Origin of the sequence: Thermococcus nautili, from assembly GCF_000585495.1 — an archaeon.
Taxonomy (GTDB): domain Archaea; phylum Methanobacteriota_B; class Thermococci; order Thermococcales; family Thermococcaceae; genus Thermococcus; species Thermococcus nautili.
In genome coordinates this window covers 203,155-227,500 of the sequence record NZ_CP007264.1, presented here as the reverse complement: position 1 = coordinate 227,500, position 24,346 = coordinate 203,155, and the positions used below count along the sequence as shown (strand labels likewise).

The window sequence follows — 24,346 nt, the reverse complement described above, 5'->3', positions numbered from 1 at the left end:
AAGGAGGAGCACCTTTGCCCGTTGGTGATTCTCGGCATGAGTGGAATCAGGGTCAGGCTCGTCAATTATACGAAAAAGCCCCTTGAAACCGTCACATGGTCGGCCCTCATAAGCTACTGGGACGAATGGGAGAGCGAGGCCTTCGAGCGAACCACCGAGAAGGATGTTGAGATGCACCTCCCGAGGGTTCTCGGCTACGGCCACGAGTCAATACTTGAACACGCGGTCCTGACGTTCTCGATTGAGGGCTGTTCTCGTGTTTGTTCGCATCAACTTGTCCGTCATAGAATAGCAAGTTATACCCAACAGTCACAAAGATACATAAAACTAAACCCAAATGATGTTGAAGAGACCTTTGTAATCCCCGAGAGCATCAAGGAGAAACCGGAGCTTTACGAAAAATGGAAAAAGCTGATGCGCGAAGCCATCGAGCTCTACGAGGAGAGCTACAAAGCTGGAATTCATCAGGAGGACGCGCGCTTCATTCTCCCCCAGGCGGTGCGGACGAAGATAGTGGTAACGATGAACCTGCGCGAGCTGAAGCACTTCTTTGGCCTCAGGCTCTGCGAGAGGGCTCAATGGGAGATTCGCGAAGTGGCCTGGAAGATGCTGGAGGAGATTGCCAGAAACGACGAGCTCAGACCGATTATAAGGTGGGCAAAGCTCGGGCCGCGCTGCATTCAGCTCGGCTACTGCCCGGAGAGGGAACTCATGCCACCGGGTTGCTGGAAGAGGACGAAAGAAAGGTGGGAAAAAGTTGCAAACGGCGAGTGATATTCCGTAGGTTTTAAAAATCCTTCAACTGTCTTTTCTTCGTATTTAAAAAGGGGTGGACAAACGTGAAGTCGAAGAGCTTTGAAGTTGAACTGCCGTACGGGTGGGAGACACTCCAGGTCATACTCAGCGAGCCCGAAAAGACCCTGCCGTTCTTCCCGTACTTCGAGAGCTTCCAGAACGGTCGGGTCAGGTTCAAAGTCCCGCGGTTTATCTTCAACTTCGGCTACGAGTTCGAGCTCGACGTCGGCATGGGAAGGGAGGAGGCAATCTACACCTTCAGAGGGGACAAGGGAATCCTGACGGTCACGTTCAAGATGGAGGGGCGAAAGCTCAAGGTAACCGCCAGCTGGGCAGGTTTTGGAGAGGCTTTTATGGGGAAACCTCTCGAAAACTTCGCAAAGGGCATAGCGGAGGCAATAAAGGAGTTCTGCTCCTCGATGGCATGCCCGGTGGTTAGGTTCAACGGAAGTGAGGGAGAGGTCGAGCACATAACTCCGGAGACCGCACCTGCCCTCGTCAAGAGAATCGCGATGGAGTTCGGTAAGGACTTCCTCTTAGAGGGAGAGGCGGAGGATGGAACGTACCTCGCGGTCAAGGTTCAGGACGGCAAGCTGAGGGAGCTGCGGGTCAGGCACGGTATGAAGGAGTCCGTAATCGAGGCCGAGATACCGGTCATAGAGCTCGGGAGCGAGCCCTTCGAGGGCCTTCCCCTCGACAAGAAGTTCAAGATTAGGGCAAGGAAGATATGAGGGAGGTCAGCCAACGACCTCCCCGAAGGCAAAGCGTTCCTTCACACTTTTTATCTCAATCTGAACCTCTTCTCCAACCTCGGTGTTCGGCACAAAAATCACGAAGCCCTTAATCCGGGCGATGCCGTCTCCGCCCTTCCCGAGGCCTTCAATCCGAACCTTGTAGCGCTCGCCCCTCTTTACAGGGGGCTTCCTGGAGGGAAGGCTTTTCCGCTCCAACTCAGACACCACCAAAGGGTTCTCAAGAAACGAGGGGACGAGGAACTATAAAAAGCTTGCCAGAAGAAGGAGAATCCATATGGAAGCTCAAACTTCCCTCTCGACTTCCTCTATGGCCCTCTTGAGCTCGTCGTAGGCCTCCTCAAGCGATTCGGGGATGACCTTGGTGTCCGCTATTACAGGCATGAAGTTCGTATCGCCGTTCCAGCGCGGGACTATGTGAAGGTGAACGTGGCTGTCTATTCCCGCACCGGCAACCCTGCCGAGGTTCACGCCGAGGTTGAAGCCGTCCGGGTTCATGGCCTTCTTTATCGCCCTAATCATGAGCTGGGTGAGCTTCATAATTTCGAGCAACTCCTCATCGGTCAGCTCCTCCCAGTTGGCGACGTGCCGGTAGGGAGCGACCATCACGTGGCCGGGGTTGTATGGGTAGTTGTTCATTATGACGAAGGCGTGCTTTCCGCGGTAGAGGATTAGCCTCTCCTTGTCCCGGTTCTCCTTCGGGAAGTCGCAGAAGATACAGCCATCGTGCTTGGGTGAGCGTATGTACTCGATTCTCCACGGTGCCCACAGGACCTTCATTCTCACCACCGAAGGAAGAAAGGGAGAGGACTTAAAAACCTTACAGTTCCACGCCCGAGAAAATCAGGACGAGGTAGACGACGTAGAGGACGAGGAAGTACGCCCCGACGCGCCTGTCTATCCCGCCGGTTCTCTTCAGCGAAACTATCATCGGAATCATGGCGAAGAGCACGAGGAGGATTGTCAGCACGGAAGCCCCGGTCTGGATGGGCCTTATTACGGAGGCTATTCCAAGGACGACGAGGGCGTTCATTATGTTGGCGCCGATTATGTTGCCGACGCTTATGCTCCCGCGCTCCCTTATTGCCCCGTAGAGGGCGTTGGTCATCTCGGGGAGGGACGTTCCGATTGCGACGACGGTCGCCCCTATCACGAAGTCCGAGATTCCAAGGGCCTGGGCGATGTTCTTGCCACCGAAGACTACAGCCTCGGCACCGCCGACGAGGAAGAGGCCGAGGACGATTAGGAGAACGTAGTCGAGGGCCGTAACGTTTCCGCTTGGCTCCCAGTCGACCTCGCTCCTCGCGTGCTTCTTGAGGAGCCAGCGGAGGTAAACCGCGTAGGCAAGGAGGAGTAGAAGTCCGTCGAGCCGGCTGAGGGTGCCGTCGAGGGAGAGGAGGATTAGGAAGACGAGGGAAGCGAGCATGACGAGGGAGTTCTCGTAGGCCGATTTACCCGCTTTCAGGGGCCTAATCATCGAAGCGAGACCTAGGATTAGGGCGATGTTGGCGAATATGCTCCCGAGGGCGTTTCCAAGGGCTATTCCGTTGACGCCCTGGTAGCTTGCGAGGGCACTCGTCGTTATCTCCGGCAACGTGGTTGAAAGGCTCACGAGGACAATGCTTATGACGAGGGGCGAGATTCCGGCCTTCCTCGCGACCTCGATTATCTTATCGGACAGCCTGTCCCCTGCAAGCACGAGAATCGCTATTCCGATGACTATTGAGAGCGTCCATACTGCGAACTCAAGCATTCTTCTCCCCCTGAACACCTTCCCGGGAGCCGTTTAAAAGGTTGCCCAACAAACTTATTAACCGGCCCGACTAATCACCCCCGGTGATAGGTATGAAGAAGAGGAAGGGACTTCTCATAATCCTCGACGGCCTCGGCGACAGACCGATTAAAGAGTTTGGAGGAAAGACCCCGCTGGAGTACGCGAAAACCCCGAACATGGACAAGCTTGCGAAACTTGGAATCCTCGGCCAGCAGGACCCGATAAAGCCCGGCCAGCCAGCTGGTAGCGACACGGCCCATTTGAGCATCTTCGGCTACGACCCCTACAAGGTCTACCGCGGAAGGGGCTTCCTTGAGGCCCTCGGCGTCGGGTTGGATTTGGATGAGGACGATTTGGCGTTTAGGGTTAACTTCGCAACAATCGAGAACGGGATAATCGTTGACAGAAGGGCGGGAAGGATAAGCACCGAGGAAGCCCACGAGCTCGCGAAGGCGATTCAGGAGAAGGTGAAGCTCCCGGTTGACTTCATCTTCGTTGGGGCCACCGGTCACAGGGCGGTCTTGGTTCTCAAGGGTATGGCCAAGGGCTACCGTGTCGGCGAGAACGACCCCCACGAGGCTGGAAAGCCCCCCCACAGGTTCACCTGGGAGGACGAGGAGAGCAAGAAGGTCGCGGAAATCCTTGAGGAGTTCGTCAGGCAGGCCCACGAGGTTCTTGAGAAGCACCCAATCAACGAGAGGCGCAGGAAGGAGGGCAAGCCCCCGGCCAATTACCTCCTGATAAGGGGAGCCGGAACCTACCCGAACATTCCGATGAAGTTCACCGAGCAGTGGAAGGTCAGGGCAGGAGCCGTCATAGCGGTCTCACTCGTCAAGGGCGTTGCGAGGGCGATAGGCTTCGACGTTTACACGCCGGAGGGTGCAACCGGTGAGTACAACACCGACGAGATGGCTAAAGCAAAGAAGACCGTCGAACTGCTCAAGGAGTACGACTTCGTGTTCCTCCACTTCAAGCCGACCGATGCTGCCGGCCACGACAACAACCCGAAGCTCAAGGCTGAGATGATTGAGAAGGCCGACAGGATGATAGGTTACATCATCGAGCACGTTGACCTCGAGGACGTGGTCATAGCAATAACCGGCGACCACAGCACGCCATGCGAGGTCATGAACCACAGCGGGGACCCCGTTCCGGTTCTCATAGCCGGCGGTGGCGTCAGGCCAGACCACACCGAGAGCTTCGGCGAGCGCGAGTGCATGCGTGGCGGACTCGGCAGGATAAGGGGCCACGACATAGTGCCGATAATGATGGACCTCATGAACCGCTCCGAGAAGTTCGGAGCTTAATCCTTTTCTCCAAATTTCAACTTTTTAGACTGCGTTGCACCATCACTGGGTTTTCCTGACGGATTCCTTGAGTAGAATGTCTCCCCTACTTTTTCAGTGGTTCCCTTTTGGTCCCCCAGTTACCTTTCTCAATAACCGCAAACTTTATAAACCATCCGTGCATATGTAACATTGAAGTTACACATGGAGGAGGTTGAGAACATGAGAAAGATGTGGTTTGGATTGGGGCTGATTGCCCTGTTAATAGGAATGACCCTGGGAGGAGTCGCGGCGTGGCGCGGTCAGCCGGGACCCAACCCCTACGCGAGCCAGAGCACCCAGACGGCACCCATGCTCAAGGGCACGCTAACCACTTACTACGCACCCCTGAGCGAGGACGAGATTAACGGCCTGCTCTACATGGTTGAAGAGGAGAAGCTTGCCAGGGACGTTTACCTGACGCTCTACAACGAGACCGGCCTTCCGATATTCAACAACATAGCCCAGAGCGAGCAGACCCATATGGACATGGTGCTCGGCCTCATAGAGAAGTACAACCTGACCGCCCCGGACACGCTCAACCAGGTAGGAGTCTTCCAGAACGAGGAGCTTCAGGCGCTCTACGACCAGCTCGTCCAGATGGGAAGCCAGAGCACCGAGGACGCCCTTAAGGTCGGTGCCCTCATCGAGGAGACCGACATAAAGGACCTCGAGGACTGGATTGCCAAGACCGACAACGATGACATCAAGACCGTCTACAGCAACCTCATGGCCGGCAGTGAGAACCACCTCAGGGCCTTCGTCGGCCAGCTCGAGGCGATGGGCGTGAACTACACCGCCCAGGTGCTTCCGCAGGACCAGGTTGACGAGATACTAAGCTCCGCACCGGCCCACGGAATGGGCGGTATGGGCGGTATGGGCCACGGCCACGGCGCCATGGGTGGTCAGATGAAGGCCGCCCAGGACGGCGGTATAACCAACACCATCACCAACGCCTTCGCCCACGCCTGGAAGTGGATGAGGGGATTCCTTGGAAGGTTCGGCATCTGAAGCCTTTCATTTCTTTTCGTCGAGAGTTAAAGCAGACGGCGTGATTTGGTGGTGAAAATGCCGAGGGGATTCGGCCCGGTAATGGGTCCAATGCACGGGAGGAGGGGATTTGGCTTCGGCTGGCCCTTCCTCCCCTTTGCCCTGCTGATAATATTCGCCAAGCTGGCTTTCCTGCTCCTGCCCTTCATCGTGATAGGGCTCATAATATACGCGTTGATGAGGTGAAAAAGATGCTCTGTATAGGAAAATGCCCACCGGAGGTGGTCCAATGAGGGCCTCCGCACTCCTCAGGGGAGTCGTTGACCTGCTCCTCCTGATAGTCTTCGTAGCGATAGCGATAACGGGAATAGGCCTGTACCTGGCGCCCAGCGGAAGGATAGCGGACAGCATTGGGTGGACGTTCCTTGGAATGGACAAGGACACGCTGACCAACGTTCACACCTACCTTGGCTTCGTCATGATTGGTCTCGTGGCAGTCCACCTGGCCGTTGGCTTCAGGAGCATGTGGGTCATGCTGAAGTCCGCTTTCAAGAGCTCCAAGGTAAAGGTCATCGCGGGACTGATAATACCCCTCCTGCTCCTCGCGGGAGGATACCAGGCCTTTTCGGCCTACGTTGGTAGCGAGGAGGGCGACACAACCTCAGACTCCTACTACGAGGAGTCAACCAACTCAACGGTCTACATAACGGGAACCATGATGAAGTACTACACCGTCCAGGAGCTCGCCAACGAGTTCAACGTCTCGACGGACGCACTGATAGAGAAGCTGAAGGAGAAGGGGATAGAGGCGACCCCTGACGAGAAGCTGGTTGAGATTGAGTACAAGTACGACCTGGACAGGGAGGAGTTCAAGGCCATGCTGGAGGAGATTATAACCGAACTCCGGGGTGAGAGTGGATGAAAAAGATGAGCTTCCTGCTCGTTGCCCTGCTCCTCCTGGCCACGGTTGGGGCCGGATGTATAACGAGCACGGATACGAGCACAACGACAAGTTCCGGCACGATGGGACCTCCGGAGGATAAAGGCTACGGTGCCGGAGCGAGTCCAGAGGGAACGATGGTAAACGTCTCCGCGTATCCTGCTCAAAACCTGAGCCAGGACGAGATTGAGGCAATCCTCTACATGAGGGAGGAAGAAAAGCTCGCGAGGGACGTCTATCTCACACTCTACAACGAGACAGGCCTTCCGATATTCAACAACATAGCAAGAAGCGAACAGACCCACATGGACATGGTGCTTGAGCTCATCAAGAAATACAACCTGACCGACCCGGTTGCAGGAATGGGAGTTGGCGAGTTCAACAGCACGGAGATGCAGGAACTCTATGAAAAGCTCGTTGCCCAGGGAAGCGAAAGCGAGGTTGAGGCGCTCAAAGTGGGGGCGCTCATAGAGGAGATTGACATCAAGGACCTGGACGAGTGGCTCAAGAGGACGGACAACGAGGACATAAAAGCGGTGTTCGAGAGCCTGAGGAGCGGAAGTGAAAACCACCTGAGGGCGTTCACCAGGTTGCTTCAGAACAGGTATGGCGTCACCTACACGCCCCAGGTGTTGAGTGAAGAGGAATACAAAAGTATAGTGGGCTGAGCGGAAAGCTTTTATCTCTTCTTTTCCTATCCCCTCCAGGCCCAATCAGCGGTGTTGACCATGGTCCAGAGCGTCGAGGAGCTGGCAAAGGTATGCGATGCACTCTCCAACCCAGTCAGGGTTAAGATACTTAAGCTACTCTGTGAAAAGGAGTGGTACGTTTACGAACTCGCCAAGACCCTTGGAATATCGAGGCAACTCCTGTATCTCCACCTCAAAAAGCTTGAGAAGGCAGGACTCGTCGAGAGCGAGCTCCGCCTTGAGCCAGATGACCCGAGGGCCAAGAAGTACTACCGGGCCAGGCCCTTCAAGCTCGTCATAGACAACGACGTGGTAAAGAACCTGGAGGGATGAAAATGCCCTGGGGAGGTGAGCATATGTCGACCCCAAGCGGATGGATAAGCATAATCCTCGGTCTGATTATCCTCGTCGTGCTCATATTCGCGTTCTACCAGGTAAACAAGACCCTGAACGAGTTCAAGGTCGAGCTGGAGAAGCTGAAGAACGCCCTTGAGGAAACCAGGAGGAACACCGAGGAAGTCAGGAAGAAGCTCGAAGAGGTCTGATTCCACAACTTTGTGACATAGATTTTAGCGTTCAAACGGAAACCTTAAAAGGGTTAAACGCTTCTATTTTATTAGGTGATAGCGTGGGTGCTCTTCGAGACCCTAAGGTCATCGGTTCGGATAGGGTGACCGCCATAGGCCTCGGCACCTGGGGAATCGGTGGCTACGAGAGCCCCGACTACTCGCGGGACGAGGAGAGCGTTGAGGTTCTCCGCTACGGCCTCGAACTCGGGATTAACCTCATAGATACCGCCGAGTTCTACGGTGCCGGCCACTCTGAAGAGCTGGTTGGACGGGCCATCGAGGGCTTTGACAGGGATGAACTCTTCATCATCAGCAAGGTCTGGCCCACGAACTTCGGCTACGAGAGGACGAAGAAAGCGGTAAGGGCGAGCGCTAAGAGGCTCGGCACATACATTGACCTGCACCTCCTCCACTGGCCCGGAACCGAGTGGCGAAGGATAGAGGAGACCCTCCACGCCCTTGAGGAGCTGGTTGATGAAGGGGTCGTAAGATACATCGGCGTCAGCAACTTCGACTTGGAGCTTCTGAAACGCTCTCAGGAGGCAATGAGGAAGTACGAAATCGTTGCCAACGAGGTAAAGTACTCCCTCCGCGACCGCTGGCCCGAAACGAGTGGACTTCTCGACTACATGAAGAAGGAAAAGATTGCGCTGATAGCTTACACCCCGCTGGAGAAGGGTTCCCTCGCGAGGAACCCATGCCTGGCCGAGATTGGGAGAAAATACGGAAAAACATCGGCCCAGGTCGCGCTAAACTACCTGATATGGGAGGAGAATGTTGTTGCGATTCCCAAAGCCGGCAGGAAGGAGCACGTGGAAGAGAACGCCGGCGCTATGAGCTGGAGATTGAGTAGGGAAGATAGGGAGAAAGCCCGGAGGTGTGTTTGATGTATGGATACAAGAACAGGATAGCGAGAGTGAACCTGACTGAGGGAAAGGTCACCTACGAGGAACTTCCCGATGAGGTGATAAGGAAGTTCGTCGGCGGAAAGGGCCTCGGCTACTACCTGATTTACCGGGAGGTCCCGCCGGGAACCGACCCGCTCAGCCCGGCCAACAAGTTCGTCTTCGCCACCGGTGGATTAACCGGCCTGATTCCGGGTTCGAGCAAGGTCATAGCCGTTAGCAAGAGCCCCGAGACGAGGCTAATCAGCGATTCAAGCGGTGGAGACGCCTTCGGACCCAAGCTCAAGGGGCACTTCGACGCGATAATCATCGAGGGGAAGGCCGAGGAGCCGGTTTACCTCTACGTCCACGATGGGGAGGTGGAAATCAGAGATGCAAAGCACCTCTGGGGCAGGGGCAACTACGAGGTCGCTAAAGAACTCTGGAAGGAGCACCCGAAGGCGAGCCTAGCTTTAATTGGCCCGGCCGGCGAGAGGCTCAGCAGGATTGCCAACGTGATTTACGACACCGAGCGCGCGAGCGGAAGGGGCGGTCTCGGGGCAGTCCTCGGGAGCAAGAAGGTTAAGGCCGTTGTGGTTGAGCCGGGGGAGAAGCCACCTGTTGCCAGCCCGGAGGAGTTCCAGAGGCTTTGGCAGGAGTTCTACGACCACTTCGCGACCGACCCGAAGTATGAGCACAGCAGAAACTACGGAACGAGCGATGCGCTGAGAAGCTCGGCCTCCCTCGGAATGAGCCCGGCCTACAACTTCTCAAGGCCCTACATTCCGGAGGAGCTGGCGGAGAAGCTGGGCGGGGACGAGGTCAAGAAGTACGAGGTAGAGCCGGAGTGGTTCGTCCACGGCAAGAGCTGTCCGATTAAGTGCGCCAGGTATGTAGAGGTCGAATACAAGGGCAGGAAAATCCGCGTCAAGCCCGAGTACGAGAGCATCGCGATGCTTGGAGCGGCAACGGGCGTCTTCAACTTCCCGGCCGTTGCCTACTTCAACTGGCTCGTCAACAACCTCGGCCTCGACAGCATAGCGACGGGAGCGACGATAGGCTGGTTCTTTGAGCTGGTCGAGAGGGGCCTCATAAGCGAGGAGGAGATAGGGTTCCCGGTCAGGGGCTTCGGCGACGAGGAGGCCGAGGAAAAGCTCATCAAGCTGATGGCAGAGAAGAAGGGCATCGGGGCGATTCTCGCCGATGGCGTAAAGAGAGCCTGCGAGAGGCTCGGTAGAGGTTGCGAGTTCGCCGTGCACGTGAAGGGCATGGAAAGCCCCGCCTGGGACCCGCGCGGAAGGAGAACCTACGCCCTCAGCTACGCCACAGCTGACGTCGGAGCGTCTCACCTGAGGGGCTGGCCGAGACCCCATCAGCTACCGAACCAGGGACCCGCTAAAGAGCTCGTGCCTTCGCTCATAGAGGGCAGGGACGAGAGCTACATCACCGACATGCTTGGAACGTGCAAGTTCGTGTCCTACAAGATGGAAGACCTGGCGAGGTTCTACTCGCTCGCGACTGGCGAGGAGTGGACGGTCAAGAGGCTAAGGAAAATTGCCCAGGCTGTTGAGAGCATCGCGCGCATACACGACGCCCTCGACTGGGTGACGCCTCCGCTCGACGACACGATTCCACCGCGCTGGTGGGAACCTGAGCCGGACGGGCCGGCCAAGGGGAATGCGGCCTTCATAGACTACAACGACTTTCTTGAAGCTCGTAAGGAGTTCTACAGGCTCAGGGGCTGGCACGAGGAGCTCGGCGTTCCGCTGCCGGAAACTATGGAGGAGCTTGGCTATCCGGAGTTCAAGAGCGATGCCGAGAGGGCTTTGGAAGTTGTGAGGAAGAGAATGGGCGTAGAGTGAAGGCCTTTTCTTGTCTCATTTTTATTTCGCACCTAATGACACTTCTAAGGGAGCTCCACTCAACGCTGGCGCCTCAACAACGGATAAGCTTCGGAGGGAGAATGGACGGAAAAAGAACACCCCAGAGAACCGCAAGGACGGCATCTCCGGTCTTTCCTCGATTCACCCCGTCGTGTTGGCTACGTACGTGAACTCCCCGTTGCAGTACCTCCCCTCGCCGTCGTAGAGGCCGAAAACTGCACACCCGTTTCTGTCAATCCTGCCCCAGCCGGGAATGACGTAGCAGAGACAGCTCGGGTCGTTCATCTGGAAGAGTCTGCTCCAGACAACCTTAGTTCCGTTTAGAATCATGACGTAGCCGGACATTGGAGAACCATCCGGCTGAGGCCTTTCAAAGCCCATCAGCACGTAGCTACCGTTGGAAACGAGGAACGTGTTCCTGATGGGAACGAAGCCCCGCCCAAGGTCGAACTCTCTAACAGTTCCGTTTCTGCCGAGAACGTAGAAGTAGTCGTTGATTGACACGTAGTTTCTAAATTCAGAATAAGACCTCGGCGTGGTTTGATAAACGAGAACGTAGAGGTAGTCGCTCGTATTCGCCACAAGGAGGGCAGGAAGGGCCGTTCCGTTTGCTTTAACGCCATATTTTCCACCATCGTAGGCCCAGGCGTAGCCCGAAAGCGTGAGGTTCCAGAGGAGTTTTCCATCGTAACTGCAGGCCATTAAAACCATGACCTGGACTTTTGCCGTCACGTTGCCTGTGCTCACGTTCGTTCTGCCGTACGGGTCAACGCTGAACTTCACGAAGGGAACGTTTCTAACCTCGCTGGCGTTTTCAAGGGCTATGAATCCCCAGTCAAAGGAGGCAACCCTCGCGGTGGGCGTAGATGGACAGAAAGAGGAAAGCCCCTGAGAATCCTCCCCGTCAGACGGCAGGCCTCCCAAGGCCACCAGCGTGCCAGCTATGAGGGCGACAAGGATAACCACGGGAACGAGCCTGCTCCACCCCACGTCCAGTCACCGTTATTATGTTTGGGGATAAACGTTTATAACTTTTCTTCGGGCAACTTAAGGAGAGTTGAAAAGCGACAAAAGGGTATAGTAAGAGGTCATCCTTTCAAAAACGCCTCGACCAAGTTCCTCGTCTCGTTTAAGGCCTCCAGCGGAATGCCCTTGGGCAGACCGCCGATTTCGCCCTTGACATCTTTGAGAACACCCTCTCCAGCGCCGAGGAACATGCCCTCGCTGACTATTCCCCTGAAGTTGGCCGGCGGGAGCAAAGCGACCGCCACGCGGTTTCCTTCCTTAACGGTGAGGTCGTTGGTGACTACAGTTATCGCCCTGTCACCGATGTTGACGTTCGTAACCAAAAGCCTGTCGGCGTTGGGGTGCTTGGCGACGCTCATAACCTCCCCGACCTTGATGTCGACCGCTATGACCGGGTCGTTTATCTTTCCGAGGGCGAGCCTTTTGTCGAGGCCGAGTATCGTGTTCAGGAAGAAGCGAATCTTCGCAACCTGCTCCTCAACCTTCTCGCGCTCGTCCTTTGAGGCGTTGCTTATGAACTTGTGGTGCCAGTCCTCCCCGCCAAGGGCCTCGATTATTCCGAGGGCCTTCTCCTTCAGGGCCTTCATCTGGGGGGTCTCGATTAGCTCGTTCGGCTCTATGTAGCTGTAGCGCATCGCCTGTATCTCCGGGAGCATCTCCTTGCCGAGCTTTATCGCTTTCTTCTTGTCCCAGTGACCCTTGAACTTCGCCCCCTCAACCGTCTTCAGGAAGAGCTCTATCGCCTTCTCCGCCACCAGTAAGCGGTAGTCCTTGCTTGTGTCCCACATCTTCACCACCTTCGAGGGCATTCAAAACCCGTCTCTTAACGCTTTCGTCCCGTATCCCCTCGGCTATCGAGCGCGCCCTCGCCGGGTCCTTCCGGGAGTAGGCGAGTGCAACTTCGCCGAGGAGCTCCGATGACAGCCCCACGTCCCTGATGACGCCGGCCAGGATTAGGGGTTCTTCGAGACGGCCGATTTTGAGCATCTTCCGGGCTATCGAGAAAATCTCGCCGTCCCTCGGCTGGAACTTTCCGACGAGAATCAGGTCAAGGGCATCGTTGAAGACCTTTCTCGCAAGGTAGGGCCTCTCGTGGAGGAAGAGCCAGTAGCTCAGGTGGAGCATCTCAACGGCCCTGTCTTCAAGCGGGAGGAAGCGCATAACCTCGATGGCCCTCTCGACGTCGCCCTTCTCTATCAGCTCGGTGACGACGGCCCTGCCGTGCTTGAGAACGTCTTCGATGAGCGCAATCTTGTCTGAGAGGTGCTTGGCCTGAAGCTTGAAGAAGAGGGAGTCGTAGATGTCGCGGGCGAGCCGGTAAAATGCTAAGGCCTTCTCGTTGGGAATCTCGTCGGCGCTCTTCTCGATGAGCCTCGCGACCCTGCGGAGCGTTTCAAGGGCCCTTGAACTCAACCCCCTCGCGCGCTGGATTTCATCAACGGCCTCGCTGAAGAGGATGTAGGCATCGCCGTATCGGTCCGCTAAAACGAGGTTCCTCGCGATTCCCGCCAAAGCCTCCCCCCTGAGCCTCGGCGATGGGAGGGACTTCGCAAGGCTCACCGCCCGCTCGAAGTAGAAGGAACCGCCTTTCTCGCGGTCGAGGATGTAAAAAGCTCTGCCAACGAGTGAATACGCTATTGCCCTCTCGTAGGTGCCTGTGACCCTCTCAACCGCTTCGAGCATCTCGGAGAGAACCTCCTCGCGCGGGAACTCTGTCATGACCAGGCTGAGCGCTAAAATCCTCTGCAGAGGGTCGTCTAAGGACTTCGCCCGCTCAAGGGCGCCCTTGAAGTCACCGGCGTTGAGCCTCTCCTTCACCGATTCCACAGAAACCACCGGACTATTGAAATAGTGCCAAAACCTAAAAAGGGTTACCCCTTCATCTTCTTGTCCCAGTTCTCGAGCATCTTGTCCAGAGCTAAGAGGCTGTTCAGCCTGAGGCGGACGCGCTTGTTCTCCCAGTCTATCGAACCCTTAAACTCGTTGAGGAGCTCAAAGACCTTCTCCGCTTCATCCCTCGGCAAATACTTGCCGTAGAACTCCTCACCGCAGTGGGGGCACTTGAAGGCAAAGCCCTCGACGGCCCCGATAAACTTTTCGCGGTCCTTCAGCGTTTCCTCGGCGTTCTCAATGCTCAGCATCTGCTCAACCAGCTCCCCCCAGTCGAGGGGCTTTCCGCACAGCGGGCACTTCGCCATCTCAATCACCCGTTCTCCCTGAGGAAGTTCTCAATCTCCCTGAGGATTAGCTTTATGGCTTTATCAAGGTTGGCCTTTCCGTTCGCTCCTGCGGCCCCGGCGTGGCCACCGCCAGAGCCTTCAATGACGGGCCCCACCTTCTCCATGATTTTTCCGAGGTGGAGGCCCTTCTTAACGAGACTCTCCTTGGCCCTCGCGGAAATCCTGACGCCCTTCTTCTCGCTCCCGACTATCGCGATGTCGGCCCCAAGCTGGAGGAAGACCTTGCAGGCGTAGGACTCGTAGGCTGAGACCTTCGAGACGGCGATGATGTACTTCCTAAACTTTCTGATTTCGAGCCTCTGGCAGGCCTTGAGGACGGCCATCCTCCGGGCGTTGTCGGTGTTTTCGTCGCTGGCAGGGGCAACGAGGGAAAATATCTCCCCCATCTGGAGCGGAAACCTCTCTAAAATCTCGCTCACCGCTTTGAAGGTCTTCGCGTTCGCGAAGCGGAAGTTGGCCGTGTCGGTAACGATTCCTGCCAAAAGGGCCCTCGCACTTTCCTCGTCGGCAAAGCCGAGGTACTTGAACAGCTCCCACACGATTTCAGCTGTTGATGTCCTTGAGGAGTCAACGACCGCTATGTCTGCCTTAATCGGCCTCTCCTTCTCGACGTGATGGTCAATCAGGATTACCGTCTTCCCCTTCGGAATCTCAATCGGTTCGAGCTGTTCGAGGGAGGAAGTGTCGAAAATTACGACAACGTCTTCCTCAACGGCCGGGTTTTTCTCAACTGGAACGGGCGAGAGCGTCAAAAGCCTCTTCGCGTAGGAGGAAACGCTCTGGGCAACGCCTATCCTGACCCTCTCAACGCCGGTAAACCTGAGGTAGCGGGCAAAGGCTATCGCCGAGCCGAGGGAATCGGGGTCGGCGTTGTGATGGCAGAGGAGGAGATAGGATTTGTCACGCGAGCGCTGGAGGAAGCGCTTAAGCTTGAGCTTTCCCTTCATTAGCAATCTCCCTCAGCTTTCTCTCAACCGCTTCGTAGGCCTTCTCAAGGGCCTCGTCAATCAGCCTCTCGACGTCCACCTTGACGAAGACAGGCACTTCAATATAGACCTCGATTTCGAGGTTGAGTGTCTCGTCCCGGTTTATCCTCGTGGTCACCTCGATGTCCTTGACGTCGCTCCTGTTGAGGGCGTCGAAGACGTGCTTTATTATGACCCTCTGCGCCAGCTCTCCTATTTCTATTATCTCCTCCTCGCTCAGCTCTGGAAGGCCGATGTTAATAACGCCCCTCTGCTCCATGCCCACCACCGGAGGAGAAAAGGGAAATCAGCCCGCCGTCGGGCGGAGCGAGCTCTGTATCTTGGCTGTAAGCTCTTTGAGCTTCTCATTGAGCTTCTTCTCCTGCCTCTCAAGGGCACTGAGGCGGACTTCGAGAGTTTCTACCTTCTCCTTGAGCTCCTCGACGGCCTTGGCCTTGTCGGTCTTGACGATGAGCGTCCCAACGGTCTTGTAGACGACCGCGTCGTCGGGGAGCTTCTCAATCTCCTCAAGGGCCTTCTTGGCCTCGTTGAGTTCGAGCTGGACCTTCTGCTTCTGCTGGACGAGAAGCTGAAGTTGCTGCTGGTAGCTCTCAAGCTGGGCCAGCATGGACTGAACCTGCGGCGGAATACCCTGCATGACAACACCTCCGTAATCGTGATGCCGGGTTAGAATAAGGGCGGGGCTTTAAATAGTTTAGGCTAAACTTCCAGAGAATCCATTGCGACCTTAATCCATCTCAAATAGGAGTTCAGCGTTCCCCGTAAGGCCGAGTTGTCTTTGGCCAAAAAGCGGATTACGATTTTCCTTCCGTCGAGAAGGAAATCAATCCTGCTCCGCCTGTAGGGGACTGTCTTGTGCTCGTAGAGAACGCTCTCGTAGACAACCCTGGCCGTTTCCTCGTCGGGAAAGGCAAGCTCAATCACTCCCTCGATTGGCCAGACCTCTTCAGACCCAGCGCCTCCTTGTAGTCCCATCTCCGCCCGTCCTCCATAATCCAGATTTTCACGAGGATTAACGGCCCGACGGGCCTGTCTTTTGTAACGTCAAAGCGGTAGAAGTTGACGGCCATTCCCCTTGGGTAGTTCTCGATTACGCCGATTACATCGGTGTTGTTCTTGTCCGCTATCGTCTGGAGGCTCTTGTTACCCCTCGGCACAAATTTTCCGCCGGTGAGCTCGGCAAAGGCCTGGGCGAAGGCTGTGTGGTCTATTCCAACGCGCTTGGCAGTGGTTACGACGAAGGGCATCTCCTCGCGGATTGGCCTCAGGTTTCTGAAACCGATTTCACGCTGAAGTTTGATGCCGTGGAGGTAGAGGTAGCCAAGGTAGCCCCAGTCGTCGGGGTCAACCTTGATGAAGGTCATCTTGAGCGGGTTGCCCTTCCAGACGTTGATTATCAAGAGCCTCTCGTAGTTCCTGTCGTAGGCCTCCATGAGCAAATCTTGAATCGTCTTCTTTCCCCTTGTCAGGTAGAGCGAGTTGGGGAAGACCTTCTCCAGGTCGTGGCCGAAGCTTCTCGTCCTCCTCGTCGGTCTGTGGGAAGTCGTTATCAGCATCATGGCAACCACTCGTTTGGGTTTGGTTGATAAAAGCCTTTCGAAAGAAAAGGCTCAGATGGCCTTAACCCTTCTCGCGACCCTCGGGCGGGGCTTGTAGAGTATCTTGCTTCCGCAGTAGGGACAGCGGACCTCTCTGGTCGTGGCGAGGTCGAGCTCGACCTCCTTACCGCACTTGGCACAGCGGTAGATGGCAACTACCATAGGAATCACCTCAAAGGAAAAGAATCAGGCCTTGGAAGCGACAACGCGCTTCGCGACCTTTCCTGCCGGAGTGGTCGGCAGGTAGGCACCGCCGGCGAAGGTGGCACCGCACTTCTGGCACTGCCATATGCCGGTGCTAATCCTCCTGACGGCCTTCCTTCCGCAGACGGGACAAACGTGCTTCTGCTTCATCTTGGCCTCAACGGCCGCGACCCTTCTTCTAATCTTGAGACCGTACCTTGGACCGAACCTTCCGGCTGAACCGACCTTAACAGTCCTTCCCATGAGCATCACCCCAAAGTTAAGCATTCTCGAAGACTGGAAAGTGTTTCCGGGGACGTTTTATAAACCTTTGCATAACTACGGACATCGAGCTTTTTCGTTCTTAATAAACCTTGCGCTAAAGCTTTTGTACAGCCTTTAAGAAAGGCTGGCGAAAAGAACGCCATTCTTACCAAAGAGCAAGAAGTCAGTCGTGCACTCTCAAAGTGGGAACTTCAACACAAGTTTAACATTAAAGGGGCCCAGTGAAACAGTTTCAACTTATTTTTGGCGTCCTTTGGACGCCGTTTGGGAAATGAAACACTCTTGAAAGAGCAAGTCAAAAAGAAACTCTCTCACAGTTGCCGAATTTCAAAAAAGCACCTACTTTTCCGCCAGCGCTGAAGCTTTTGGGAAAAGCTTCACCAAAAGTTAGTAGCTCCTCGCTCAAGGGCTCAAGGGAAGGGGGATTTTATTGGGAAAATCGAGCTTTCTAAGAGAGAATCACCCAAAACAACCCTTTCAAAGGGTTTATTTTCCTTTGACGCCCTTCGGGCGTCGATTCTAAAAGTAAACCTCTGCAAAAGGAGCAATTGGGAGGTTCTCACACTCAAGACGACAAGTCAATGAGAAAATCATCCGGAATATCGCTTTCCAAAAGGAGCTACGAACCTTGGTCAAACTTCGCGCAGGCGAAGTTTGTAACTGGTGGGCCCGCGGGGATTCGAACCCCGGACCTCCACCTTGTCAGGGTGGCGTCATAACCAGTCTAGACCACGGGCCCAGCCCAAATGTTGGTGGACCGGCCGGGATTTGAACCCGGGGCCTCCGCCTTGCCAAGGCGGCGCTCATACCAGGCTGAGCTACCGGCCCACCTGACGACGCCGTTATCTCCTTTCTAGGTGGGTTTATAAATTTTGCGGTCGGGAATCCTTTTAGATGCCCATCGAAAAGTTAATATGTAGCTCTACCAACGATGAAACGGTGATTGGAATGGACCCCGTCAAGGAAGCCGAGAGAATTAAGGACCAGATAATAGCGTGGAGAAGAGACTTCCACATGTGGCCGGAACTCAAGTACGAGGAGGAGAGAACCTCAAAGATTGTTGAGGAGCACCTTCGCGAGTGGGGATACAGGATAAAACGCGTTGGGACGGGAATCATAGCCGACATCGGCGAGGGCGAGAAGACCATAGCGTTACGCGCCGATATGGACGCACTGCCTGTTCAGGAGGAGAACGATGTTCCCTACAAGTCCCGCGTTCCAGGGAAGATGCACGCCTGCGGTCACGACGCCCACACGGCCATGCTCCTCGGAGCGGGAAAGATAATCGCCGAGCACATTGACGAGTTCAACGGCAGGGTCAGGCTCGTGTTCCAGCCGGCGGAGGAAGGTGGAAACGGGGCTTTAAAGATGATTGAAGGGGGCGCCCTTAAAGGCGTTGACGCAATCTTTGGCTTCCACGTGTGGATGGACCTGCCGAGCGGAGTCATTGGAATCCGCGAGGGGCCGTTCCTGGCGGGAGCAGGATTTTTCGAGGCGAAGATAATCGGCAAGGGCGGACACGGAGCGAGCCCACACGAAACGGTTGACCCCATACCAATAGCTTCCGAAATAGTTCTGGCACTGCAGACGGTTGTGAGCCGGAACGTTGACCCAAAGGAAACGGCCGTTGTCAGCGTTACGGCGATAAACGGTGGCACGACCTTCAACGTCATCCCTGAGAAAGTTTCGCTCAAAGGAACGTTCAGGTTCTACAAAAACGAGGTCGGAGACATTCTCAAGAAACGAATAAAGGAGATTGCAGAGGGAGTATCCTCAGCGCACGGGGCAAAGGCCAAGGTAAGCGTGCAGGACCTTACACCCCCAACTATCAACGACCCCGATATGGCGCAGTTTGCCAGAGAAGTTGCAGAGAAATACGGCCTCAGGCACGGGGAAGTTCCCCCCACTATGGGCGCCGAGGACTTCGCCTACTACCTCCAGCGCGTTCCAGGAGCATTCCTCGCCCTCGGAATAAGGAACGAGGAGAAGGGAATCGTCTATCCGCACCACCATCCAAAGTTCGACGTTGATGAGGACGTCCTTCACCTCGGCACCGCGATGGAAGTGGCGCTCGCCAGGGAGTTCCTCAGGTGAGCTCCTTCGCGAGTATTTTGATTTTTCGTATCTTTTCGGCACCAAAGCTTTCAACTTCTCCCGGAAGGACCGTCAGGGCCCGTTTGAATCCGAGAGCCCTTGCCCTCCCGAGGAGGGGCTTGAGGTCCTCGACCCTGCCCCAGAGAAGAACCGCAACCCCTTCCCTGCCCGGAAGGTTCCTGAGCGCGTAATAGGACTCCCCAACCCTTCCAGACTCGACCGTGTAGTGTATCCCCGCAATGCTGTCCTTAAACGCCGAGAAATACATGCTGTACGAGCTCTGAAAACGACCCGCGACGAGCTCAAGCTCTTTAACGTCATCCCAGCTAAATGCGGTTGGCTCTGCCTTGCCCTCACCCTTCAATGGAACCCACACGGTAGTCCCCTCAAAGACCTCAACGTTGAAGCCGAGCTTTTTTGTAGAAACCCTCCGCTTCCTCTTCCGGCTGAACAGTCAGCATCTCGACTCCCCTTTCCCTCGCAACGTCCTCAACGAACTCCATCAGCGCCCTGCCTACGCCTTTCCTCCGGTAATCGGGGTGAACCTCTATGACGTCAACGTGCCCTATCCTTCTGATTTCCCCATTGATTGGCTCCTCCGAGAATAGCACCTCAACCTCGCCGACAACCTTTCCGTTGAGCTCCGCCACTGCAATAAGCTGGTCATCGAGCAGGAGGTTGTTGAGGTGAATCGAGAAGGTCTCAACGGCCATCCAGGGGCCACCCTGGGTGTAGCGCTCGTAGAGGCTACCGCTCACCTTTTCTCCGGCGGTATGGAGCTCAACGATTCCTCCAACGTCGTCAAGTGTCGCCGGGCGGATTCTCATCGTCCTCACCCAGGTAACCGAACTTCTTGAGGATGTGCATTATCGCCTCCGCCCCGCCGTCCCCGTAGGGCTTCTCGGTAACGTAGTCCGCTTTCTGCTTGAGGCTTTCGGGGGCCTGGGCGATGGCCACGCGGTAGCCGACGACCCTGAAGGCATCGAGGTCGTTCTCACCGTCGCCGACGTGGGCGACTTCGTCGGGCTTTATCCCGAGAAACTCGCAGGCCTTCTCTATTCCCGTCCCCTTGTTAATCCAGGGCTTCTTCACGTGGATTGCAAAGCCCGAATCAACGGCCACCAAGTTAAGCCCCAGCTCCTCTATGATTTCCCTGACGACCTCAACGGGAACTTTTCTGGTTATCACGAGACCGGCCTTTCGCTCCATCGTCGAGTAGCTCAGCTCTGCCTCGGGATGGCGTTTCTTCAGCTCGCTCCAGAGTATCCACTCCTCGTCCATATCTGTCAGAAAAACGCGCTTTCTCATCGTTCCCTCGCCCTTCAACGAGAGCGCTCCACCGTCTTCAGCTATGACCGGCCCGCTCGTTCCTATGAAAACGGCCGCGGCCTCTGCAAATGGAACGGAGTTCCCCGTTACGAGCATTACCGGAACGCCTAGCCTCTCGGCGAGCCTTATGGCCTTCAGGGCGTCGATGCTCAGCGTCCTGTCGCGATAGGTTATCGTACCGTCTATGTCGAGAGATATGGCCTTAATCCTCATTCTCTCACCCGAAGACGGGAAAGGTTGCGGGAATATAAGGCTTTGCTTTCAGTGGTCCTTCATAATTTCCCTCAAAACGCTGGTCGCGTAGACCCCTTTGGGAAGGAAGAAGCGGAAGCACATTCCAGTTCCGGGAACGTAGCCGTAAGTCATGCCTATTGGGCGAATGAGGAGTTCCCGCCTTCCACCGGGTTCGGCCATCGGCTTCGGGAGCCTTTTGAAGGCGTCGAGGCTTAATCCCTCCTCTTCGAGAATTTCCCCCTCAAGTTCGCCGGGAAGTCCCTTGGCTTTCCTCATCGCGAAGCCGAAGAGCGGGCCCGAAACCATGGCCTCGCCCCTCTTTATCTTCTCACGGACGAAGTTGATGTTAGTCTCGGTGACGCGGTATGTCCTGTCGCGGTACGGTATTCCTCCCTTCACCTGGACGACGATATCGCCGACCAGTGGTTCGTTGAGAGGTAGCTCCTCAATGCGCCTTGACAGGTAAAGGTTGAAGAGGTAGCTCTGGTAGGAGTGAATGAAGATGCGCATTATCGGGAGCGGGAGCGACAGGAAGGCCTTTTTCCAGCTTCCGGTCTTCTTGTAGGTGTAGAGTAGAGTTCTCTCGTAACGGAGGAAGCGCGGGAACTCCCCCAGGGCCCTGTCAACGTCGCCCGTCTCCCAGAAGTTCTTTCTGGCTTCATCACCCTCCATGCTCCCGTCGGCGTAGCCGAGGAAGAGCCTCGCCGATTCCTCAAACTCCCCCTGGAGGAGAAGCTTTCCAATCAGATGGTTCACGACCCTTCTCTCGCCGAAGCGCTGGTAGCCGAAGTAGTTGGGAAAGCCCCCCTTCTCACGGAGCTCCCGGATTATTTCCTTAGTCCTTTCAAAAGCGTTCTCACCGACGTCCCTGACGATTATCCTGAACCTGTTGCCGAGCAGGTGGCCGAGCTTTATGAACCGGCCGTAGGAGACGAACCTCAGCTCGATGTCCCGGATCTGAACTGACTCAACATTCTCCCTCGCATCGGCCGGCACGCTTATGTACTGGTAGGTTACCGCGTGTCTGTCCTTCGTCCCTGCGAAGCCTATATCGCGGTGGCTTATCCCGGCGCGCTTGGCGATTTCCTTTATCACGGCCATCGTGTCCCAGTTTCGCTTTTTGAGGAGGAAAATCGCGTGCTTCCTCCCCTCGAAGATTTGGGGGAGAGGCTCCTCAATGACAACGAAATCCTTGGGAAAAGCCTTGATTCTACCCCCTATCCCGGGCTTCTCGCTCAGGTGCCGGAATCTGGAGAAGAACTCGCGATAGTCCATGACTCACACCAGCTTGAGATGGCCAGTAACCTTGTCCACCAGCTCCTCTGGTCCAGGCCCGATGGCTAAGACGGTTATTGTCCCCGGGGGAATCTCTGTTAATCCAGCATCCCTTATCAGTGCCGTAGGGAGACCGAGCTTCTCAGCCTGGGCTTTCAGCTGGAACAGTTCCTCAAGGTTTTCGGCCTTGACGACGACCTTCTTCTGCCCCTCGTTGAACCAGGCCTTGAACCACTCGGGCCTCTCCTTCTGGGCCTTTAGGGTGGCGGTTACTGCGCCGTGAGCCACCTGAACCGCGAATTTGCCCTTGCTGAGTTTTAAGTCCCTCCGTGAGACGATAACCTGCTTGTACCTGAACGCGCTCATGGGAGAAAAGGGATGGAAGGGATTTAAAAAATTGACTAAAGTAGCTCTATCTCGTTTTCTTCCTCGTCCTTCTTTGGCAGTCCTCCCGGGCGCCTCTGCTTCTTCCTCAGAACCTTCTCTTTGAGGGCCTCGAGCTCGCGCCAGTAGTTGTACGTGACACCCGCGAGGACGAGGGTCGTCAGGATGAAGATTATCGCCAGGGGCTTCCAGGGGTTGCTCTCCTTCTTCGGTGGGACATAGGCCGAGGCAACGCTGAGTATCTGCTCCGCTATGGGAGTAGCGTTGTCCATCTTCGCGAGGGTCTGGTTGATGTACGCTGGAAGCTCCTCGGGCTTGGGCCAGACCTTGACTTCCTTGACAATGACCTCCGGTGGGATGCTGTTCACGGTTGCAACGGTTCCGAAGTTAACCTCGTGGGCGTTTCCGAGGGGGTCAAGGTACTTGAGGGTTGCCTTTACGAGGGAGAGGTTCTCTCCGAGAACCTGCAGGGGAACCTTGACGGTCTTAACGTCGCCGGCCTTTATCGTGCCGAGGTTCAGCACGGTCTGGCCCTTCAGCGACTTCGGATAGGTAAGCACCAGCGTCGCGTTCTGGATGAACTCGTAGGTCGGGTTGCCCTTTGAGGCCTGGACGGTCAGGGCGAGTGTTACCGTGCTGTTCACCTTGGCGGTGACGTAGTTGCTCCAGGTGCCGTTGTAGGCGAGGGCGTTAAGCGAGAGCTTGGGTATTGCATAGACTTCGATGTCGGTGAGCGGGGCGGAGTAGATGGTCTTCATCTTGCCGGTCTCAAGGCTCTGGTCGTCGTAGTAAGTCACGAGAACCTTACCGATGTCGAACTTGCCGACCTTCGTGGGCCTGAGGACGTAGACGAGCATTGGGAGCTTGGTAAAGGCGGGGAGGTTCTTTATCTGCCAGCTCTTGGTCATGCTGACGAGCTGGAAACCGTTTGGAATCGGTGCCGCGACGTTGAGCTGATATGCATCGCCCCTTCCAAGGTTCTCAACGCCTATCGAGAGCACTATGTCCTGCCCGAGGAGAACCTTCTTCGGGACGGCGGTTATGTTGGCAACGACCTGAGCCGAGCGGAGTATTGGATTAACTTCGGCTTCAATTGGGCCGTAGACCTTGAGTATGGCCCTCTTGTAGTCGGGCTGGGTCTTGGAGATGGCCACGAGGAACGGAGTTCCCGGTATGGCCTTGGGAACGTCACCTGCTTCTAGGGTGTAGGTTGCGTAGGTTTTATTGGCAGTGTAAACTTCTACCCTCGCCAAATCTGGGATTACTGAGAGGAGCTTGAAGTAGTAGGTGGTGCCGTTGTACTTAACCGGAAGCCTCTCACCCACATAAACGAGGTCGTTGTAGAGGATTGTTGTCTCAACAACGGGGGTCGTTGGGTTCTCCTGGGTCTCCTCCCCAGGGACGGTCACCTTGAGCGTTGTGGACGCGACCCTCGGGATGTAGAGGTTGATTACCGCACCGCTGTTCTTGGTGGTGTTGAGCACCTCAATGGAGAGGTAGCTAACGTATGTGTGAAGGTCATCCAGCTTGTATGAAACGGACCTTGACTGACCCTTTGGGATTTCAAGGGTGTATGAGGCTCCGTAGGGCATCCTAACCGTGAAAGTTGCCTCGGTATCGGAAACGGAGAGGAGCTTTATTTTTATCTGGGGGAATCCGGAGGGAAGGCTGAACTCAGTACCAACGGGTATGGCCTTGCCCGAGTAGAGCTTGGTGAGCGGTGAGCTTATCGTCAGGAGCACGGATTTGGAGTCGCTCTTAATCCAGAGCACCGAGACGTTGAGGAGCATCTTATCGGGGTCACTGGAGGGATACGCCAAAGACTTGCCCACCTTAAGAACGGCGCTCATCCTGCCATCAGGACCTTCAACAGTTAGATAAACGCTGTCCCAGCCAAGGCTCGCATCGGTGAACTTAACAGTGTACGGGCCCAGCTGGGCACTGCCTCCAAGGGGCAGACTGATACCTGTGACACTGGCGTACTTAATGTCCGACGCACCGACACTCCCGATGTGAAGTGCGGATAAAGAGACGAGTACCGCCAAGATTAAAGCCACGAGTTTTCTCATTATGCATACCTCCGTACACCAATATGTACACAATTGCCTACA

General features: G+C 55.8%; 32 protein-coding genes and 2 tRNA genes. 12 read left to right on the top strand and 22 right to left on the bottom strand.

Annotated elements, in window-relative coordinates; all coding sequences use genetic code 11:
- Window positions 1-36: 36 nt before the first annotated feature.
- Both thyX and BD01_RS01295 read left to right on the top strand, forming a co-directional pair.
- Entirely contained in the window at window positions 37-774 is a 738-nt protein-coding gene (gene thyX / locus BD01_RS01300; RefSeq protein ID WP_042689131.1) for an FAD-dependent thymidylate synthase, read from the top strand.
- A 65-nt stretch (window positions 775-839) separates the two neighbouring features.
- A complete protein-coding gene (locus BD01_RS01295; protein ID WP_042689129.1) occupies window positions 840-1,526 on the top strand; it encodes a hypothetical protein in 687 nt (228 codons plus the stop codon).
- Window positions 1,527-1,532: 6 nt separating this feature from the next.
- Here BD01_RS01295 and BD01_RS01290 read toward each other — a convergent pair whose 3' ends face one another.
- The 3 genes from BD01_RS01290 to BD01_RS01280 all read right to left on the bottom strand — a co-directional run bounded on the left by BD01_RS01290 (window position 1,533) and on the right by BD01_RS01280 (window position 3,300).
- The gene (locus BD01_RS01290; protein WP_042689126.1) at window positions 1,533-1,745 is read right to left on the bottom strand and encodes a TRAM domain-containing protein; all 213 of its coding nucleotides are present in this window, start codon (window positions 1,743-1,745) and stop codon (window positions 1,533-1,535) included.
- Window positions 1,746-1,832: 87 nt separating this feature from the next.
- Window positions 1,833-2,327 carry an HIT family protein gene (locus BD01_RS01285; RefSeq protein WP_042689124.1) on the bottom strand — a complete coding sequence of 165 codons (495 nt, stop codon included), beginning with the start codon at window positions 2,325-2,327 and terminating at the stop codon, window positions 1,833-1,835.
- 40 nt (window positions 2,328-2,367) lie between these two features.
- Complete coding sequence (locus BD01_RS01280; protein WP_042689121.1) at window positions 2,368-3,300, bottom strand: sodium:calcium antiporter; 933 nt, start codon at window positions 3,298-3,300, stop codon at window positions 2,368-2,370.
- A gap of 92 nt (window positions 3,301-3,392) precedes the next feature.
- Here BD01_RS01280 and BD01_RS01275 point away from each other — a divergent pair, with 92 nt between their 5' ends.
- From BD01_RS01275 to BD01_RS01240, 9 genes are all read left to right on the top strand, one after another.
- A complete protein-coding gene (locus BD01_RS01275; RefSeq protein WP_042689119.1) occupies window positions 3,393-4,628 on the top strand; it encodes a 2,3-bisphosphoglycerate-independent phosphoglycerate mutase in 1,236 nt (411 codons plus the stop codon).
- A gap of 201 nt (window positions 4,629-4,829) precedes the next feature.
- Window positions 4,830-5,657 (top strand): DUF2202 domain-containing protein, encoded by an 828-nt coding sequence (locus BD01_RS01270; RefSeq protein WP_042693083.1) that lies wholly within the window; start codon window positions 4,830-4,832, stop codon window positions 5,655-5,657.
- Window positions 5,658-5,714: 57 nt separating this feature from the next.
- Entirely contained in the window at window positions 5,715-5,882 is a 168-nt protein-coding gene (locus BD01_RS11275) for a hypothetical protein (protein WP_169730283.1), read from the top strand.
- A 43-nt stretch (window positions 5,883-5,925) separates the two neighbouring features.
- Window positions 5,926-6,558 carry a translation initiation factor IF-2 N-terminal domain-containing protein gene (locus BD01_RS01265; RefSeq protein WP_042689117.1) on the top strand — a complete coding sequence of 211 codons (633 nt, stop codon included), beginning with the start codon at window positions 5,926-5,928 and terminating at the stop codon, window positions 6,556-6,558.
- On the top strand, window positions 6,555-7,244 hold the full coding sequence (locus BD01_RS01260; protein ID WP_042689115.1) for a DUF2202 domain-containing protein: 690 nt from the start codon (window positions 6,555-6,557) through the stop codon (window positions 7,242-7,244). Before BD01_RS01265 ends, BD01_RS01260 begins: the two co-directional genes overlap by 4 nt.
- Before the next feature lie 60 nt (window positions 7,245-7,304).
- Complete coding sequence (locus tag BD01_RS01255) at window positions 7,305-7,598, top strand: ArsR/SmtB family transcription factor (protein WP_042689112.1); 294 nt, start codon at window positions 7,305-7,307, stop codon at window positions 7,596-7,598.
- Between the two features lie 23 nt (window positions 7,599-7,621).
- Window positions 7,622-7,810, top strand: coding sequence for a hypothetical protein (locus BD01_RS01250; RefSeq protein ID WP_042689110.1), 189 nt, complete (start codon window positions 7,622-7,624; stop codon window positions 7,808-7,810).
- Between the two features lie 83 nt (window positions 7,811-7,893).
- On the top strand, window positions 7,894-8,721 hold the full coding sequence (locus BD01_RS01245; protein ID WP_042689107.1) for an aldo/keto reductase: 828 nt from the start codon (window positions 7,894-7,896) through the stop codon (window positions 8,719-8,721).
- Complete coding sequence (locus BD01_RS01240) at window positions 8,721-10,580, top strand: aldehyde ferredoxin oxidoreductase family protein (protein ID WP_042689103.1); 1,860 nt, start codon at window positions 8,721-8,723, stop codon at window positions 10,578-10,580. Before BD01_RS01245 ends, BD01_RS01240 begins: the two co-directional genes overlap by 1 nt.
- Before the next feature lie 162 nt (window positions 10,581-10,742).
- On the opposite strand, the gene BD01_RS01235 is transcribed toward BD01_RS01240, so the two are convergent.
- The 13 genes from BD01_RS01235 to BD01_RS01175 all read right to left on the bottom strand — a co-directional run bounded on the left by BD01_RS01235 (window position 10,743) and on the right by BD01_RS01175 (window position 17,747).
- On the bottom strand, window positions 10,743-11,591 hold the full coding sequence (locus BD01_RS01235; protein WP_051482144.1) for a hypothetical protein: 849 nt from the start codon (window positions 11,589-11,591) through the stop codon (window positions 10,743-10,745).
- 98 nt (window positions 11,592-11,689) lie between these two features.
- On the bottom strand, window positions 11,690-12,415 hold the full coding sequence (locus BD01_RS01230) for a tRNA-binding protein (RefSeq protein WP_042689100.1): 726 nt from the start codon (window positions 12,413-12,415) through the stop codon (window positions 11,690-11,692).
- Window positions 12,342-13,454 carry a hypothetical protein gene (locus BD01_RS01225; RefSeq protein WP_042689098.1) on the bottom strand — a complete coding sequence of 371 codons (1,113 nt, stop codon included), beginning with the start codon at window positions 13,452-13,454 and terminating at the stop codon, window positions 12,342-12,344. The genes BD01_RS01230 and BD01_RS01225 overlap by 74 nt, the downstream gene beginning before the upstream one ends.
- Before the next feature lie 44 nt (window positions 13,455-13,498).
- On the bottom strand, window positions 13,499-13,825 hold the full coding sequence (locus tag BD01_RS01220) for a hypothetical protein (protein WP_042689095.1): 327 nt from the start codon (window positions 13,823-13,825) through the stop codon (window positions 13,499-13,501).
- A gap of 5 nt (window positions 13,826-13,830) precedes the next feature.
- Window positions 13,831-14,814, bottom strand: coding sequence for a DHH family phosphoesterase (locus BD01_RS01215; RefSeq protein ID WP_042689093.1), 984 nt, complete (start codon window positions 14,812-14,814; stop codon window positions 13,831-13,833).
- Window positions 14,792-15,112 carry a DUF3194 domain-containing protein gene (locus tag BD01_RS01210; RefSeq protein ID WP_042689090.1) on the bottom strand — a complete coding sequence of 107 codons (321 nt, stop codon included), beginning with the start codon at window positions 15,110-15,112 and terminating at the stop codon, window positions 14,792-14,794. Before BD01_RS01210 ends, BD01_RS01215 begins: the two co-directional genes overlap by 23 nt.
- 27 nt (window positions 15,113-15,139) lie before the next feature.
- Window positions 15,140-15,490, bottom strand: coding sequence for a prefoldin subunit beta (locus BD01_RS01205; protein ID WP_042689089.1), 351 nt, complete (start codon window positions 15,488-15,490; stop codon window positions 15,140-15,142).
- A gap of 62 nt (window positions 15,491-15,552) precedes the next feature.
- Window positions 15,553-15,828: a KEOPS complex subunit Pcc1 gene (gene pcc1, locus BD01_RS01200; protein ID WP_051482143.1), complete on the bottom strand. Its 276-nt coding sequence runs from the start codon at window positions 15,826-15,828 to the stop codon at window positions 15,553-15,555.
- On the bottom strand, window positions 15,774-16,412 hold the full coding sequence (locus BD01_RS01195; protein WP_042689085.1) for a ribosomal biogenesis protein: 639 nt from the start codon (window positions 16,410-16,412) through the stop codon (window positions 15,774-15,776). Before BD01_RS01195 ends, pcc1 begins: the two co-directional genes overlap by 55 nt.
- 51 nt (window positions 16,413-16,463) lie before the next feature.
- Window positions 16,464-16,613, bottom strand: coding sequence for a DNA-directed RNA polymerase subunit P (locus BD01_RS01190; protein WP_042689082.1), 150 nt, complete (start codon window positions 16,611-16,613; stop codon window positions 16,464-16,466).
- A gap of 24 nt (window positions 16,614-16,637) precedes the next feature.
- Entirely contained in the window at window positions 16,638-16,898 is a 261-nt protein-coding gene (locus BD01_RS01185) for a 50S ribosomal protein L37ae (RefSeq protein WP_014121315.1), read from the bottom strand.
- A gap of 682 nt (window positions 16,899-17,580) precedes the next feature.
- Window positions 17,581-17,658 (bottom strand) — tRNA-Val (locus tag BD01_RS01180).
- Between the two features lie 11 nt (window positions 17,659-17,669).
- Window positions 17,670-17,747: transfer RNA gene (locus BD01_RS01175), tRNA-Ala, on the bottom strand.
- A gap of 120 nt (window positions 17,748-17,867) precedes the next feature.
- Between BD01_RS01175 and BD01_RS01170 the strand changes: the two genes are divergently transcribed.
- Window positions 17,868-19,013: a M20 metallopeptidase family protein gene (locus BD01_RS01170; protein ID WP_042689078.1), complete on the top strand. Its 1,146-nt coding sequence runs from the start codon at window positions 17,868-17,870 to the stop codon at window positions 19,011-19,013.
- Here BD01_RS01170 and BD01_RS11370 read toward each other — a convergent pair.
- From BD01_RS11370 to BD01_RS01145, 6 genes are read right to left on the bottom strand one after another with little or no spacing between them, the layout of a single operon-like run.
- A complete protein-coding gene (locus BD01_RS11370; RefSeq protein ID WP_245599260.1) occupies window positions 19,006-19,389 on the bottom strand; it encodes a hypothetical protein in 384 nt (127 codons plus the stop codon). The two genes, BD01_RS01170 and BD01_RS11370, sit on opposite strands and share 8 nt — an antisense overlap.
- Before the next feature lie 19 nt (window positions 19,390-19,408).
- Window positions 19,409-19,840, bottom strand: coding sequence for a GNAT family N-acetyltransferase (locus tag BD01_RS11365; RefSeq protein ID WP_245599259.1), 432 nt, complete (start codon window positions 19,838-19,840; stop codon window positions 19,409-19,411).
- Window positions 19,815-20,555 (bottom strand): phosphoglycolate phosphatase, encoded by a 741-nt coding sequence (locus tag BD01_RS01160; protein WP_042689076.1) that lies wholly within the window; start codon window positions 20,553-20,555, stop codon window positions 19,815-19,817. The genes BD01_RS11365 and BD01_RS01160 overlap by 26 nt, the downstream gene beginning before the upstream one ends.
- A 48-nt stretch (window positions 20,556-20,603) precedes the next feature.
- Entirely contained in the window at window positions 20,604-21,851 is a 1,248-nt protein-coding gene (gene truD / locus BD01_RS01155) for a tRNA pseudouridine(13) synthase TruD (protein ID WP_042689075.1), read from the bottom strand.
- 3 nt (window positions 21,852-21,854) lie between these two features.
- A complete protein-coding gene (gene pth2, locus BD01_RS01150) occupies window positions 21,855-22,217 on the bottom strand; it encodes a peptidyl-tRNA hydrolase Pth2 (protein ID WP_042689073.1) in 363 nt (120 codons plus the stop codon).
- A gap of 35 nt (window positions 22,218-22,252) precedes the next feature.
- A complete protein-coding gene (locus BD01_RS01145; protein WP_042689070.1) occupies window positions 22,253-24,304 on the bottom strand; it encodes a BatD family protein in 2,052 nt (683 codons plus the stop codon).
- Window positions 24,305-24,346: the final 42 nt, after the last annotated feature.

What these genes read in the sequence shown, in the direction of transcription:
- pth2 (WP_042689073.1), bottom strand. Translation starts at nt 22,217, where the DNA reads ATGAGCGCGTTCAGGTACAAGCAGGTTATCGTCTCACGGAGGGACTTA.
- BD01_RS01275 (WP_042689119.1), top strand. Translation starts at nt 3,393, where the DNA reads ATGAAGAAGAGGAAGGGACTTCTCATAATCCTCGACGGCCTCGGCGAC.
- BD01_RS11275 (WP_169730283.1), top strand. Translation starts at nt 5,715, where the DNA reads ATGCCGAGGGGATTCGGCCCGGTAATGGGTCCAATGCACGGGAGGAGG.
- BD01_RS01270 (WP_042693083.1), top strand. Translation starts at nt 4,830, where the DNA reads ATGAGAAAGATGTGGTTTGGATTGGGGCTGATTGCCCTGTTAATAGGA.
- BD01_RS01280 (WP_042689121.1), bottom strand. Translation starts at nt 3,300, where the DNA reads ATGCTTGAGTTCGCAGTATGGACGCTCTCAATAGTCATCGGAATAGCG.
- BD01_RS01255 (WP_042689112.1), top strand. Translation starts at nt 7,305, where the DNA reads ATGGTCCAGAGCGTCGAGGAGCTGGCAAAGGTATGCGATGCACTCTCC.
- BD01_RS01145 (WP_042689070.1), bottom strand. Translation starts at nt 24,304, where the DNA reads ATGAGAAAACTCGTGGCTTTAATCTTGGCGGTACTCGTCTCTTTATCC.
- BD01_RS01285 (WP_042689124.1), bottom strand. Translation starts at nt 2,327, where the DNA reads ATGAAGGTCCTGTGGGCACCGTGGAGAATCGAGTACATACGCTCACCC.
- BD01_RS01185 (WP_014121315.1), bottom strand. Translation starts at nt 16,898, where the DNA reads ATGGGAAGGACTGTTAAGGTCGGTTCAGCCGGAAGGTTCGGTCCAAGG.
- BD01_RS01160 (WP_042689076.1), bottom strand. Translation starts at nt 20,555, where the DNA reads ATGAGGATTAAGGCCATATCTCTCGACATAGACGGTACGATAACCTAT.
- BD01_RS01190 (WP_042689082.1), bottom strand. Translation starts at nt 16,613, where the DNA reads ATGGTAGTTGCCATCTACCGCTGTGCCAAGTGCGGTAAGGAGGTCGAG.
- BD01_RS01265 (WP_042689117.1), top strand. Translation starts at nt 5,926, where the DNA reads ATGAGGGCCTCCGCACTCCTCAGGGGAGTCGTTGACCTGCTCCTCCTG.
- BD01_RS01250 (WP_042689110.1), top strand. Translation starts at nt 7,622, where the DNA reads ATGTCGACCCCAAGCGGATGGATAAGCATAATCCTCGGTCTGATTATC.
- BD01_RS01230 (WP_042689100.1), bottom strand. Translation starts at nt 12,415, where the DNA reads ATGTGGGACACAAGCAAGGACTACCGCTTACTGGTGGCGGAGAAGGCG.
- truD (WP_042689075.1), bottom strand. Translation starts at nt 21,851, where the DNA reads ATGGACTATCGCGAGTTCTTCTCCAGATTCCGGCACCTGAGCGAGAAG.
- thyX (WP_042689131.1), top strand. Translation starts at nt 37, where the DNA reads ATGAGTGGAATCAGGGTCAGGCTCGTCAATTATACGAAAAAGCCCCTT.
- BD01_RS01195 (WP_042689085.1), bottom strand. Translation starts at nt 16,412, where the DNA reads ATGATGCTGATAACGACTTCCCACAGACCGACGAGGAGGACGAGAAGC.
- BD01_RS11365 (WP_245599259.1), bottom strand. Translation starts at nt 19,840, where the DNA reads ATGAGAATCCGCCCGGCGACACTTGACGACGTTGGAGGAATCGTTGAG.
- BD01_RS01260 (WP_042689115.1), top strand. Translation starts at nt 6,555, where the DNA reads ATGAAAAAGATGAGCTTCCTGCTCGTTGCCCTGCTCCTCCTGGCCACG.
- BD01_RS01210 (WP_042689090.1), bottom strand. Translation starts at nt 15,112, where the DNA reads ATGGAGCAGAGGGGCGTTATTAACATCGGCCTTCCAGAGCTGAGCGAG.
- BD01_RS01220 (WP_042689095.1), bottom strand. Translation starts at nt 13,825, where the DNA reads ATGGCGAAGTGCCCGCTGTGCGGAAAGCCCCTCGACTGGGGGGAGCTG.
- BD01_RS01170 (WP_042689078.1), top strand. Translation starts at nt 17,868, where the DNA reads ATGGACCCCGTCAAGGAAGCCGAGAGAATTAAGGACCAGATAATAGCG.
- BD01_RS01215 (WP_042689093.1), bottom strand. Translation starts at nt 14,814, where the DNA reads ATGAAGGGAAAGCTCAAGCTTAAGCGCTTCCTCCAGCGCTCGCGTGAC.
- BD01_RS01240 (WP_042689103.1), top strand. Translation starts at nt 8,721, where the DNA reads ATGTATGGATACAAGAACAGGATAGCGAGAGTGAACCTGACTGAGGGA.
- BD01_RS01205 (WP_042689089.1), bottom strand. Translation starts at nt 15,490, where the DNA reads ATGCAGGGTATTCCGCCGCAGGTTCAGTCCATGCTGGCCCAGCTTGAG.
- pcc1 (WP_051482143.1), bottom strand. Translation starts at nt 15,828, where the DNA reads ATGGGACTACAAGGAGGCGCTGGGTCTGAAGAGGTCTGGCCAATCGAG.